This window comes from Nocardia sp. NPDC059229, assembly GCF_042754165.1.
In the GTDB taxonomy this organism is placed as follows: domain Bacteria; phylum Actinomycetota; class Actinomycetes; order Mycobacteriales; family Mycobacteriaceae; genus Nocardia.
Window position 1 is genome coordinate 205,997 of record NZ_JBHZAK010000011.1, and the last position, 13,634, is coordinate 219,630.

The window sequence follows — 13,634 nt, forward strand, 5'->3', positions numbered from 1 at the left end:
CTGGGGCGGCAGTCGTGACCGCTGTCGCCATCGCCGTTTTCGTCGTCGCGTATGTGCTCATCGCGACGGAGCGGGTGCACAAGACCATTGCGGCGCTGGTCGGTGGGGGCGTGGTCATCGGCATCGGCATCCTCGACTCCGACGACGTCTTCTACTCGCACGAGACCGGCATCGACTGGAACGTCATCTACCTGCTGCTCGGCATGATGGTCATCGTCGGGGTACTGCGGCAGACCGGCATCTTCGAGTACGTCGCCATCTGGGCAGCCAAGCGCGCCAAGGGATCCGCGCTGCGGGTGATGATCCTGCTGGTGCTCATCACCGCCACTGCGTCCGGCTTCCTGGACAATGTCACCACCGTGCTGCTCATCGCCCCGGTCACCCTGCTGGTGTGCGAGCGCCTCGAGGTGCCGCCGACACCGTTCCTCATCGCCGAGGTGCTGGCCTCCAATATCGGCGGCGCGGCGACCCTCATCGGCGACCCGCCCAACATCATCATCGGCAGCCGGGCGGGGCTGTCGTTCAACGATTTCTTCCTGAATCTGACGCCGATCGTGCTGATCACGCTGGCCGTGTTCACCCTGCTGCTGCCGCGCCTGTTCAAGGGCTCGTTCGACGTCGATCCCGAACGCGCCGCCGACATCATGCAGCTGAACGAGCGCGAGGCGATCAGCGATCCGAAGCTGCTGATCAAGTGCGGAATTGTGCTCGCCGCCGTATTCGCGGGATTCTTCGGCCACCCGATCTTCCACCTCGAACCATCGCTGGTGGCATTGCTCGGCGCGGGCGCGCTGGTGCTGATTTCCGGTCTGCCGCAACAGGATTACCTGTCCGCGGTGGAATGGGAGACGCTGCTGTTCTTCGCCGGCCTGTTCGTGATGATCGGGGCGCTGGTGAAAACCGGTGTGATCGCCCGGATTGCGAAATCCGCGACCGAACTCACCGGCGGTGACGCGCTCGTGGCAACTCTGCTGATACTCGTGGTCTCGGCGGTGCTGTCGGGTGTCATCGACAACATCCCGTACGTGGCGACCATGAGTCCACTGGTGGCCCAGCTGGTGGAGCACGTCGATCACCCGGCCCAGGCGAACGCTCTGTGGTGGGCGCTGGCACTGGGCGCGGATTTCGGTGGCAATCTCACAGCAGTCGGGGCCAGCGCGAATGTGGTGATGCTCGGCATTGCGCGGCGATCGGACCATCCGATCTCGTTCTGGGAATTCACCCGGAAGGGCATTCCGGTGACTGCGGTCACGATTGCGGTGGCCGCGCCATATCTGTGGCTGCGCTATTTCGCATTCGCCTGACCAGCGACAATCGGCCCAACACGGACCACTTCTGTGTGGCGATTGGTAATTTCCGCGACCCCTGACCGACAATGGCAGCCGCCATGTCCATATCCAGCACCGATCACCCGACCGCGCCGGGCAGCGACCGACAGGACGCCCCGGACGCACCCACCAGGCCCGGGGCCTACCGACGCGATCTGGACGGATTGCGTGGCGTAGCTATCGCGCTGGTGGTCGCCTTCCACATCTGGGCCGGACGCGTCTCCGGCGGTGTGGACGTGTTCCTGGTGCTGTCCGGCTTCTTCTTCACCGGCATGCTGGTGCGCCGCGCCGACGGCGGATCGGTGGGTGTGCTGACCACCATCCGGCGCACGCTGCGCCGGCTGCTGCCCGCCATGGTGGTGGTGCTGGCGGCGGTGGTCGTCGCCACGGTGGTGCTGCTCCCCCACACCCGCTGGTCGAATATCGCGGGCCAGACGCTGGCCTCGCTGTTCTACTACCAGAACTGGTACCTGGCGCTGTCCTGGTCGGACTATCTGGCCGCGGATCCCTCGGTGAGCCCGCTGCAGCATCTGTGGTCGATGTCGGTACAGGGCCAGATGTATCTCGTGCTGCTGCTGACGGTCGCCGCCGTGGCCTGGGTGCTGCGCCGCGTGGTCCAGGCAGGGGCGTGGAAACTGGCCGCCGAGTACCTGCTGCTGCGCCGCGCCGGACAGGACGGCGTGCTGCGGCTGACGCTCGCGGTGATATTCGCCGCCGGCGCCATCATCTCGTTCCGCCATGCCGGTGAAGGCGTTTCGACCCAGCAGGGCTGGAACTATTACGACACCGTCGCCCGCGCCTGGGAACCGCTGGTGGGCGGTCTGCTCGCCCTGGCCGCGCCGCTGATCCGGCTGCCCAGGCCGACGCGGGAAGTGTTCGCCTGGGCCGGAATCGCGGCCATCGCCTGCTGTGGCTGGATGGTGAACGGCTCCCTGGTCTTCCCCGGCCCGGCCGCGCTGATTCCGGTCCTGGCCACGGCCGCACTGATTCTCGCGGGCGCGGGCCGCGACACCGCCGATCAGCCGGTGGTGAATCGCCTGCTGGCCACCGGACCGGTGGTGCAGCTCGGCGGGTTCGCCTACGCGCTGTACCTGTGGCACTGGCCGATGCTCATCTTCTATCTGGGTGAACAGCATCAGCGCCGGGCCGGGTGGCTGGGCGGGCTGGTCATCATCCTGATCTCGCTGCTGCTGGCCTTCGTGACCCATCATCTGGTCGAGGAGCCGCTGCGGCTGCGCTCGCGGCCCGCCGCGACCCCCGCGCTCGGCCGCGTGCTCGCCGGGGTGGCGGTGTCCACGGTCGGGGTGCTGCTGGTCGGCTCGACCCTCGCCTGGCAGTGGAGCATGGGTGCGAAGGCGCACGCGGTCGGCGAGCTGGATCCCGCCAAATATCCGGGTGCGGAGGCGCTCACCGATCACGCGCTAGTGCCCCGCGCCCCGATGCGCCCCACCACCGAGGAAGCCCCCGCCGATATCCCCTACCCCACGCGCGACGGCTGCATCTCCGACTTCGACACCCGCGCGGTCACCACCTGCACCTACGGTGATCGCGACGCGCACCGCACCCTCGCGGTGGTGGGCAATTCGCATGCCGAGCACTGGATTCCGGCATTGCAGATCCTGGGCGAGCAGTACCGTTTCCGGGTCGTCGTCTACTTGAAGATGGGCTGCCCGCTCACGGTCGCCGAGGATCCCGTGTACAAGGGCCAGCAGAATCCGGACTGCCGCGACTGGTCGTCCGAGGTGATCGACCGACTCGGCGTGGAGCGCCCCGACTACGTCTTCACCACCGCCACACGCCCCAGCGACAATGGCGGCGACGAGACCCCGCAGGACTACGTCGACGTCTGGTCGGCGCTCTCCGACCGCGGCCTCCAGCTCATCGGCATCCGCGACACTCCGTGGCTGCGCCGCAACGGCATTCGCTACCGCGCCATCGACTGCCTGGCCGGCGGCGGCGATCGCCTCAGCTGCGGCATCCCGCGCGCCGAGGCCCTCAATGCGGAGAACCCGGCCGCCACACCCGCCGCCGCCTTCCCGAACATGCACCTCATCGACCCCAACGACGCGGTCTGCGAACCCGACATCTGCCCCGTCGTGGAGGGCAACATCCTCATCTACCACGACGAACACCATCTGACCGCAAGCTATTCGCGGTCCATGGCCCCCGAACTGGCCCGCGAACTCCAGCCCATCCTGGACTGGTGGTAGCCCATCCTGGACCGATGGTTGCCCTGGCGCCGGGCGGATCGTTCAGCTCTTCAGGAAGTTCCGCACGCTGGTGAGCACGTAGATCGGATTCTCCTCCAGCACCCAATGATTGGCGCCGGGCACCATATCGGTGGTGACGTGCTCGGCGACCCGTGCGGAGAGCCCCCCGACGCCGGCGCCCATGCTGTGCTCGCCGCCGATGCCCAGCACAGGGACGGTAATCTTGCCGTCCTTGGCGATGAGAGCGTCGACCGCCTTCTCGCCGATCTCCTGCTCACGGAAGTACTCCAGTCCGGCGTGGGTGCGGCCGGGCTTGCTGAAAGCGCTGATCAGGCCATCGCTTTCGGCCTTGTCGATGGCGCCGTCGGCCTCCCGGTAGAAGGATCCGTAGAAGGCGGACTCCTTGCCGTCGATGAGCTGTTCGGCCAGGTCGTTCTTGGGGCCGTTCGCCAGCCAATCCCACCAAAAGGTCCCGGGCCTGTGCTGCACCAGCTCGAGGTAGTCGGTGGTCGGCGGGGCTTCGAGGATCGCCAGATGCCCCAGATCGGAACGGTATTCGGCGGCATAGGCCAATGCGATCGCCCCGCCCCAGTCGTGGCCGACGAGGTCGAAGCGGCCGAGGTTCAGGCCCTGGGTCACCGCGTGCACGTCGGCGGCGACAGCCAGGGCCTGATACCCGTCATCGGTCTCGGGGAATCCTGAATCCCCGAACCCGGGCAAGTCGACGGCGATCACGGTGTGGTCCTTGGCCAGATCGGGTGCGACCTTCTGAAACGCCTGCAGGTCTTCGGGCCAGCCGTGCAGCAGCACGATCGCCGGACCCTGTCCGCCCTTGACGTAGTGCATCGCGATCCCGTCGGCGTCGACGGTTCCGTCCTGGAATCCAGGGAATTCCGCGGGTTTCGGTGCCGCGGTGTCATGTGACGACGAGCAGGAGACCGCGACGAGAGCGGCCGCGGCCAGCAGCGCGGCAAGCAGCGCGGCAAGCGGGCCGACCCGCTTGCCGGATGTCGGAAAGTACATGGATGTCCTGAAACCTGGTGAGTGTCCGGTGGATTGATCTGCTCAGATCAGCTGGTCGAGAGCCGCCGCCGTCTCGCGGATGGCCTCGGCGACAGCGTGGAAGTCCTTGGCGAGGATCTTGGAGTGGTTGCTGGCGACCCGCACGCTGACCGTCAGGTTCGGGTTGACCGCCAGCAGCGGTTCCAGGGAGGCCCGCACCGCTTCGATCTCCGCTTCGGCCGCACCGAGATTGGCGCCGGTGGCCACGACGTAGCGGACGGGGCAGCGCAGCCGTTCCAGGACCGGGGCGAGGGCGGCGCAGAGCTGGTTGAGCTCGACATTGACCTCGGCATGCTGCTCGGCGCTCATCCGCGCGGCCAGGCCCAGGGGGCGCAGCACCGGCATCATCGGCCCCATCTTGCGGAACATCGCCCGGATCCGCTCCAGGTTCTCGTCATCGGTGAAACCCCAGGGCATCGCACCGTCGGCCGACACGACGCCCGTGATGCGGTCGGGGTTCCGGTCGGCCCAGTGCACCGCGACCAGCGCACCGTAGGACCAGCCCACCAGAATCGGCCGCTGCTCCACACCCCGCGCCGCGAGCACGGCATCGACATCCCGCACACAGGCGTCGAACGAGTAGTCCGCCGAGGTCCTCGACCTGCCGCGCGCCCGCTCGTCGAAGGTGATGTGCCGGAACCCGGGACCGAGATCGGCGATCACCTTCTTCCAGTTCTTCTGCGTGGCATAGGAACCGTTCAGGTAGACGACCGGAACGCCGCTACCGCCGGTGTCGGTGACCGCGAGGGCCGTGTCCTCCACCGCCACCATGCCGGTCCAGGTCGAGGTAGCTGGGGAAATGCTGTTGTTCGTCATGACAGGTTGCTCCTTGATCCGCTTGGGGCGATGTCCGCAACTGTCGTCGCCCCCGCTGGCAAACGCCTGACACGGACCTGACACGCCCCCTGACACGACGATTCCGGGCCCGCTGCTGCGCGGACCCGGATGGTGACGCCTCGCCTTTCGACCACGGAACCTTGTCGCCACCGGCGCTAGGCCGCGAATACTCCGACGCGGCAAGGGCTTCCGGCATCGAGACGGTGACATGCCAAGGGGCCCGGTCACCTTCGTGAGCGAAGCGACCGGACCCCAGGGATCGGCTGATCAGCCCTTGGACGGGTACTTGCTGTCCAGGTCGTAGTTCAGCTCGACGACATTGACCGTGGGCTCACCCATGAAGCCCAGGGCCCGGCCGCTCCTGTGGGCATCCACGAGGGCCTTGATCTGATCCTCGGAGACGTGGCGCGCCTTGGCAACCCGCGCCACCTGGATGGCCGCGTACTCCGGGGAGATCTGCGGGTCCAAGCCGGAGCCCGAGGCGGTCACCGCGTCGGTCGGCACCGGGGTGTCGGACGAGGCGTCGCCGCGGATCGGCACGATCTGACCGGCGGAGTAGTCCTCGCCACGCTTGGCGCACTCCACCTTCACGCCCTCGTACGCCTCCATGAACGGCGTCGTCGGGTTCTTCGGATCGGTCGAGCAGGCCTCGTTGATGCTGATCACCTGGGTCGGGTGGGTGACCAGACCGTGCGAGTCACGGTCGCCCATGACCGCCAGCACCGAGCCGACGCCACCGGAGGTGCAGTACGGACGGCTGCCGTCCACGCCCTCCAGCCGGCCGACCGCCGCGCTACGCGAGCACACGGTGCTGAGCAGGCTCAGCTTGTCCTTCTTCGGGTCACTGGCGTCGAGGGTGTCGACCACCGACTCCGGGCCCATATTGCCGAACGCGGTGTTGGTCGGGTCGTAGCCGTCGGGGATGCTGCCGTCGGTCGGGGCGGAGTTGGACGGCCGCGTCTGGAAGTACTGCACCAGTGCATTGCCCTTACCGTCGGTGAACGCCTGCCCGATCAGGCTGGAGCCCACCAGCTTTCCGTCCTTGGTGATCAGTGACCCGTCCGCCTTGTCCTTCAGCCCGGGTATCTGCGAGATACCCAGAACCACGGCCGGGTAGATGAGCCCGGTGATCACCGTGAGCACCAGCAGCGCGCGCAGCGCCGCGATGTGTTGCCGGATCCAGGTTGACATACGCATTAGGACATCCCCGGGAAGAATTGGATGACAAGGTCGATGAGCTTGATCCCGATGAACGGCGCGATGATGCCACCGATGCCGTAGACGTACAGGTTGCGGCTCAACAGTTTCGACGCGCTCGACGGACGGTAGTTCACGCCGCGCAGCGCCAGTGGGATCAGCCCCACGATGACGAGCGCGTTGAAGATGACCGCCGAGAGGATCGCCGACTGCGGCGAGTGCAGCCGCATGATGTTCAGGATGTCCAGACCAGGGAACAGCGACACGAACATCGCGGGAATGATCGCGAAGTACTTGGCGATGTCGTTGGCGATCGAGAACGTGGTGAGCGCACCACGGGTGATCAGCAACTGCTTGCCGATCTCCACGATCTCGATCAGCTTGGTCGGGTCGGAGTCCAGGTCGACCATGTTGCCGGCTTCCTTGGCTGCGGAAGTACCGGTGTTCATGGCCACACCCACGTCGGCCTGCGCCAGGGCGGGAGCGTCGTTGGTGCCGTCACCGGTCATCGCGACCATGCGACCGCCCTGCTGCTCCTTCTTGATGAGCGCCAGCTTGTCCTCGGGAGTCGCCTCCGCGAGGAAGTCGTCCACACCGGCCTCGTCCGCGATCGCCTTGGCGGTCAACGGGTTGTCACCGGTGATCATGACGGTGCGGATGCCCATCTTGCGCATCTCGTCGAAGCGCTCGCGCATGCCCTGCTTGACGACGTCCTTCAGGTGAATGACGCCGACCAGCTTGGCGGTGCCCTTCTTGATCTCCGCAACCACCAGCGGGGTGCCACCGGAGGCGGAGATGCCGTCGACGGTCACGCCGACCTCGTTGGGAATCTCGCCGCCGTTGGCGCGGACCCACTCGGTGACCGCGCTGGCCGCGCCCTTGCGCAACTGGTGGCCGTCGGCCAGGTCCACACCCGACATACGGGTCTGGGCGGTGAACTCCACCCAGCTGGCGCCGACCAGCTCGCCCGGGGTGCGCTCGCGCTTGTTGTACGCCTGCTTGGCGTACACCACGATGGAGCGGCCCTCGGGGGTCTCATCCGCGAGGCTGGAAAGCTGTGCGGCGTCGGCCAATTCGTCGGCGGTGATGCCCGGCATCGGCACGAAGTCCGCGGCCTGGCGGTTACCGAGGGTGATGGTGCCGGTCTTGTCCAGCAGCAGGGTGTTGACGTCGCCGGCCGCCTCGACGGCACGACCGGACATGGCCAGCACGTTGCGCTGCACGAGACGGTCCATACCGGCGATGCCGATGGCGGACAGCAGCGCGCCGATGGTGGTCGGGATCAGACACACCAGCAGCGAGACCATCACGATGCCGGTGACACCGTTGATGTCGAGCGCCTGGTTGTCACCCACACCCGGGTTGTTGACCTTCGAGAAGATGGCCAGCGGCTGCAGCGTCGCCACCGCGAACACGAAGATGATCGTCAGCGCGGCCAGCAGGATGTTCAGCGCGATCTCGTTCGGCGTCTTCTGCCGCGACGCGCCCTCGACGAGCGCGATCATCTTGTCGATGAACGAGCCGCCCGGCTCCTGGGTGATCTTGACGACGATCCGGTCCGACAGCACCGTGGTGCCGCCGGTGACCGCGGAACGGTCACCGCCGGACTCGCGGATCACCGGCGCGGACTCACCCGTGATGGCCGACTCGTCCACGGAGGCAATGCCTTCCACGACATCGCCGTCACCCGGAATGACCTGGCCCGCCTCGACGACCACGTAGTCGCCGCGCTGCAGCTCGGGGGCCGCGACCTTCTCCTCGACCACTCGCGCGCCCGGGGACCAGTCCACCAGACGGCGAGCGATGGTGTCGGTCTTGGCCTTTCGCAGGGTGTCGGCCTGCGCCTTACCGCGGCCCTCGGCCACGGCCTCGGCCAGGTTGGCGAAAATCACTGTCAGCCAGAGCCATACGACGATCGCCCAGGCGAAGAACGTCGGATGCACCAGCGCGAGAATGGTGGACCAGACCGCACCGATCTCGACGATCAGCATCACCGGATTGCGCCACATGACGCGCGGATCCAGCTTCTTGACCGCGTCCGGCAGGGACTTCACCAGCATCTTGGGGTCGAACAACCCTGCCGAGACGCCGCGTTTCGGCTTGCCGTGCGCCTGTTCCGCCGGCGCGGAATCGAGGGTGGGAGTGCTCATGAGTGGATTCCTTCAGCGAGCGGGCCGAGCGCCAGCATCGGCAGGAAGGTGAGCGCGACCAGGATGACGGTGACGCCCGCGACCATGCCGACGAACTGCGGCCGATGCGTCGGCAGCGTGCCCTCGGAGGCGGGGGTGTGACCCTGAGCCGCCAGCGAACCGGCCAGTGCCAGTACGAAGATCATGGGGAGGAAGCGACCGAAGACCATGGCCAGGCCGAGCGCAGTGTTCCACCACTGCGTGTTGCCGGACAGACCGGCGAAGGCCGAACCATTGTTGTTGGCCGCGGACGTGAAGGCATACAACACCTCCGAGAGCCCGTGCGGACCCGAGTTGGCCATGCCCGCACGCTCGCCCGGCAGTGCCATCGCGATGGCGGTGCCGGTCAGCACGATCAGCGGGGTCACCAGGAAATACGAAGCGGCCAGCTTGATTTCGCGCGGGTTGATCTTCTTGCCCAGGTACTCCGGGGTGCGGCCGACCATCAGACCGGCGACGAAGACCGTGATCACGGCCAAGATCAGCATGCCGTACAGGCCCGAGCCGGTGCCACCGGGCGCGACCTCACCGAGCTGCATGTTGAACATGGTCATCATGCCGCCGAGGCTGGTGTACGAGTCGTGCGCCGAGTCCACCGCACCGGTGGATGTCAGCGTGGTCGCGGTGGCGAAGGTCGCCGAATTCGATACACCGAAGCGGGTTTCCACGCCTTCCATGGACGCCCCGATGGCACTCGGGACGGTGCCGTGGTGCTGCAGCTGGAAGAAGTTCATCACCGTGACGCTGAGGAGGGCCAGGGTCGCCATGACGGCTGCGATGGCCACACCCTGCTTCTTGGAGCCGATCATGCGACCGAAGGTCCGCGGCAGCGAGAAGCTGATCACCAGCAGCATGAAGATCTCGACCCAGTTGGTCCACGCGGTCGGGTTCTCGAACGGGTGCGCCGAGTTCACGTTGTAGAAGCCGCCGCCGTTGGTGCCGAGCAGCTTGATCGCTTCCTGGCTGGCAACAGGTCCGCCCGGCAGGGTTTGCGAACCGGTGTTGCCCACCGTCTGGGCGATCTGGTCGTACACGTGCAGGTTCTGGATGGCGCCGCCCGCGACGAGCACGATGGCGAACACGATCGACAGCGGCAGCAGAATACGGATGGTTCCCCTCACCAGATCCACCCAGAAGTTGCCGAGTTCGCCGCTGCGACGCCGGGCGAAACCGCGCACCAGCGCGACCGCCACGGCCATACCGACAGCCGCCGAGACGAAGTTCTGCACGCTCAGGCCCACGGCCTGAACGACGTGACCCATCGTCGATTCACCGGCATAGTTCTGCCAGTTCGTGTTCGTGACGAAACTGATGGCGGTGTTCCACGCCAGATCCGGGGTCATCTTGGTACCCGGATCGTTCAAGTGCAATGGCAGTTTGCCCTGAATCAGCTGTAGGAAGAACAGGAGCAGCACGTTGATGGCCGAGAAGGCCAGCACGCTGCGCGCGTAGACGGCCCAGGTCATCTCGACGCCCGGCTGCACGCCGATCAGTCGATAGATGCCCTTCTCGGCCTTGGAGTGCTTCTCGCTGCTGTAAACCCGGTACATGTAGTCGCCCAAAGGCACATGCACCGCGGCCAGCGCGATGACCAGGGATACCGCGAACAGGATCCCCGCTGTTGTCGTGCTCACTTAGAACCTCTCCGGATACAGCAGCGCAGCTACCAGGTAAACGGCGATGCCGATGGCAAGGACCAGACCGATAATGTTCTGCGTCACAGCCGTTCCACCCCGCGTTGGATCAAGCCGAACAGGGCGAAGATCGCCACCGTCAGCACCGTGAACACCACGACAGACATGTCTTGAAACCTCTCTGCTAACGGGCACGTCCTGAGACGCGCCGGAGGTGAGTCAAGCGCCCGGATAGCCCAACTTCGAGGCCATTTACGCGTTCTTAGCGTCCCAGCGGGTTGCATTGACGCTCCGCTTACAGGGTCGCCCCGCGTGTCGCAGAGATGTCGTCGACATACCACCCAAAACCATCAAGAAACCGTCAGGACCAGGCATTTCGACGGAACCCGGACGCGGAGAAGCCCCGGAGAGCAATGCTCTCCGGGGCTGTCGCCAGAAGGCGCATCGGAACGGACCCGGTTGGCCGGGCCGTCCTCGACCGTGGCTTGAACGGCGGGGTTACTAGCGGGGGTAGGTCTTGACGATGGTGCCGTCGAGGCCGGCCGCCAGGTAGGCGCCGCCGTAGTCGTCCAAGAGGTAGACCAGCAGGCTGGGCTGGTCGTCGTTGAAGGTCCAGGCTGGGTTGACGATGATGTAGCGGCTGGTGGGTTTGGGGACGTTGAGTTGCTGGGCGGCGGCGGTGAGGAGGGCGGGGAGGAGGTCCCAGTTGATGGAGCCGAGGTCGATGGTGGGGGCGGTCAGCTCGCTGCCGGCGGCGTCGCGTTTTGCGGTGCCTTTGCGGTAGGAGAACTGGTCGTAAAGCTTGGGCTGGCCCTGGACCGGGGCGCCCGTGCTGATGTAGGTCGGGTAGATCGTGGTTTCGGTGAATTGCTTGCCGCCCGTGACCTTTTCGAGGGCGGCGACGGCCTTGCGGACGCCGTCGGGAGTGAGCAGGTCGGTGGTGTCGTCGTCCTTGGCGGTGGTGGGGGCGATGACGGTGGGTGGGATGATGCCGCTCAGGGGGATGCCGGTGGGCTGGGTGGGGATGTTCGGCTGACCCGATTGGCCTTGGCCGCCGCCGGAGGAGGAGGGCCACAAGGCGATGGCGGCGACCGCGGCGACGGCCAGGACGACAGCGACGCCGGCGAGGATCAAGGGGCGCGAATTGCGTTGCGGCGCAGGGGGGACGGGGTTCGGCGAGCCGTGCGGAAACGGCTGGGATGCGGTGAATCCGTGGGGCTGCTGGGCTGTCGGGTATCCCGTCGGCGGTGGCGAGGTCGGGAAGCCCTGCTGCTGCGGTGCGGTCGAAAACCCTTGGGGCGGGGGCATTGCCGGGAAGCCCTGCAACGGCGGCGCGTCCTGGGGTCCGGACGCCGTCGTGAATCCCTGGAAATGGGGCGGCGGCGTGAAGTCCTGCGGCGACGACTGGAAGCCCTGGGACGGCGGCGTGAAGTCCTGGGTGACCTGGGCGAGCATCTGGTCAACCTGGTCGGCCGGCGGGCGGTGGCCGGGGTTGGGGACCAGGAGGGCTTGCAGGACCGGGGTCAGCGGGCCCGCCTGGCGCGGGGGTGGGACCGCGCCCATCAGAACAGCGGCGAGGGTGGCGACGTCGGTGTCGCGGCGCATGGGCTGGTAGCCCTCGACGGCGGCGAACAGGACCAGGCCGAGGGACCAGAGATCGGAGGCGGGGTTGCCCTCGTGGCCCTGGAGGCGTTCGGGGGCGACGTACGGGAGGGAGCCGACGACGCTGCCGGTGGAGGTGAGACCGGTGAGGTCGTTCACTGCCGCGATGCCGAAGTCGGTGAGGACGGGCGAACCGTCGGTGCGCAGCAACACATTCGGGGGTTTCACATCGCGGTGCAGGACGCCCACCGCGTGCGCGGCGCGGAGGCCGGCCAGGATGCCGCGACCGACCCAGGCGGCCTGTCCCGGCGACATCGGCCCCTCGTCCATCCGGTCCGCGAGCGAGCCGCCCGCGACCAGTTCCATCACGATCCACGGATGCTTCTCGGCGGGTGTGTCCACGATGTGGTGGATGGCAACCACATTCGGGTGCGTGATGCGCGCCAGCGCGCGTGCCTCGCGCAGCACCCGTTCCCGCTGCACCTCCGCGGAGCCCGCGTCGCCTTCGGCCCGCACCTCTTTCAACGCCACCTCACGGTGTAGCGCGATGTCGTAGGCGCGCCACACCGTGCCCATGCCGCCACTGCCGAGTGGTTCGATCAACTCGAAACGCCCGTCGACCATTGCCCGCCCGGAATTCACGCACGACAGCTTAGGGTTCTCCCACTGCTCACGCGAGATCTCGTACCGGTCAGTCTTTTCGAGCCCGATGAATTCAGGCTAAGTACCCTGCAAACCGTTGCCGGTCCCGGTGGCTGCGCCGAGCTCGTAACCGACGGCTGCGCCCACGACGCCACCGGAAACACCGCCCACCAGCCCGCCGGCCACAGCGCCCACCACACCACCGACGACAGCCCCCGCGAGAGCGCCGCCTGCGACTCCCAAGGGCGCACCCATCCCCAGGGTCGGAACGGCCATGACGACACCGCCCATGACCGCGCCGGCAATCGCACCGACCGCAGCCCCGATAACCGCTCCCGGAACCGCCCCGACCACCGCGCACGGTATACCCGCCACGACCGCGCCGATGGCGATACCGGCGGCACCGCTACCCACGTTCAGCCTGGTGACCCTGTCCGAGTAGTTGTCGTCAACCGAGTGCAGGCCGCCACCGATGGCGGCATTGGTGGCGGCTGCAGCGTTTTTCGCCTGATCGAGCATGGTGTCGGGGACACTCTGCGGCACCGGGATGCCGAACGCACCGGGCTGTACCGGACTCGTCCAGAGCTGCTCGACAGCCGCGGGAGCCGGGACGCTGGGCTGCGCCGCAGCGTCGCCCGTGGCGATGGAGCAGGTCACCGCGACGGCCAGTGGTATCGCGCCGACGATCGGCAGCAGGGCGCGTCGCGACGCGCTGGTCTTGGATTCTCCATACCGACGAGTCATGCGACCACCTTCTCGCTGGATTCGACTTGGAACAGCTCCCCTGGCCACTGGTTATCGGACATGCGCATCAAGAATGATAGCTACACAGTAACTGTGTCCTGCAGAAAAGTGTGGCGCAAACCACATTATTTAGCCATAGGCCGCATCGAGCCACGGTGACTCCCGCATGACATGAAGGGTCTCCGCCTT

General features: G+C 66.8%; 10 protein-coding genes. 2 read left to right on the forward strand and 8 right to left on the reverse strand.

Translation table 11 applies throughout. The annotated features are described in order from the left end of the window. The first annotated feature begins 14 nt into the window (after positions 1–14). On the forward strand, positions 15–1,304 hold the full coding sequence (locus tag ACFXHE_RS25065) for an ArsB/NhaD family transporter (RefSeq protein WP_379386734.1): 1,290 nt from the start codon (positions 15–17) through the stop codon (positions 1,302–1,304). A gap of 83 nt (positions 1,305–1,387) precedes the next feature. Further along, positions 1,388–3,538, forward strand: coding sequence for an acyltransferase family protein (locus ACFXHE_RS25070; protein ID WP_379386736.1), 2,151 nt, complete (start codon positions 1,388–1,390; stop codon positions 3,536–3,538). Positions 3,539–3,580: 42 nt separating this feature from the next. Here ACFXHE_RS25070 and ACFXHE_RS25075 read toward each other — a convergent pair whose 3' ends face one another. From ACFXHE_RS25075 to ACFXHE_RS25110, 8 genes are all read right to left on the reverse strand, one after another. Further along, positions 3,581–4,561: an alpha/beta fold hydrolase gene (locus ACFXHE_RS25075; RefSeq protein WP_379386738.1), complete on the reverse strand. Its 981-nt coding sequence runs from the start codon at positions 4,559–4,561 to the stop codon at positions 3,581–3,583. A 42-nt stretch (positions 4,562–4,603) separates the two neighbouring features. Then, positions 4,604–5,416, reverse strand: coding sequence for an alpha/beta fold hydrolase (locus ACFXHE_RS25080; protein WP_379386740.1), 813 nt, complete (start codon positions 5,414–5,416; stop codon positions 4,604–4,606). A gap of 288 nt (positions 5,417–5,704) precedes the next feature. After that, on the reverse strand, positions 5,705–6,634 hold the full coding sequence (locus ACFXHE_RS25085) for a potassium-transporting ATPase subunit C (protein WP_379386742.1): 930 nt from the start codon (positions 6,632–6,634) through the stop codon (positions 5,705–5,707). After that, the gene (gene kdpB / locus ACFXHE_RS25090; protein WP_379386744.1) at positions 6,634–8,784 is read right to left on the reverse strand and encodes a potassium-transporting ATPase subunit KdpB; all 2,151 of its coding nucleotides are present in this window, start codon (positions 8,782–8,784) and stop codon (positions 6,634–6,636) included. Before kdpB ends, ACFXHE_RS25085 begins: the two co-directional genes overlap by 1 nt. Beyond that, a complete protein-coding gene (gene kdpA / locus ACFXHE_RS25095) occupies positions 8,781–10,457 on the reverse strand; it encodes a potassium-transporting ATPase subunit KdpA (RefSeq protein WP_379386746.1) in 1,677 nt (558 codons plus the stop codon). Before kdpA ends, kdpB begins: the two co-directional genes overlap by 4 nt. Then, positions 10,458–10,652 (reverse strand): K(+)-transporting ATPase subunit F, encoded by a 195-nt coding sequence (gene kdpF / locus ACFXHE_RS25100; RefSeq protein WP_379386748.1) that lies wholly within the window; start codon positions 10,650–10,652, stop codon positions 10,458–10,460. A 306-nt stretch (positions 10,653–10,958) separates the two neighbouring features. Then, entirely contained in the window at positions 10,959–12,701 is a 1,743-nt protein-coding gene (locus ACFXHE_RS25105; protein WP_379386750.1) for a protein kinase, read from the reverse strand. Positions 12,702–12,779: 78 nt separating this feature from the next. Further along, entirely contained in the window at positions 12,780–13,445 is a 666-nt protein-coding gene (locus ACFXHE_RS25110; protein WP_379386752.1) for a hypothetical protein, read from the reverse strand. Between the last annotated feature and the right edge of the window lie 189 nt (positions 13,446–13,634).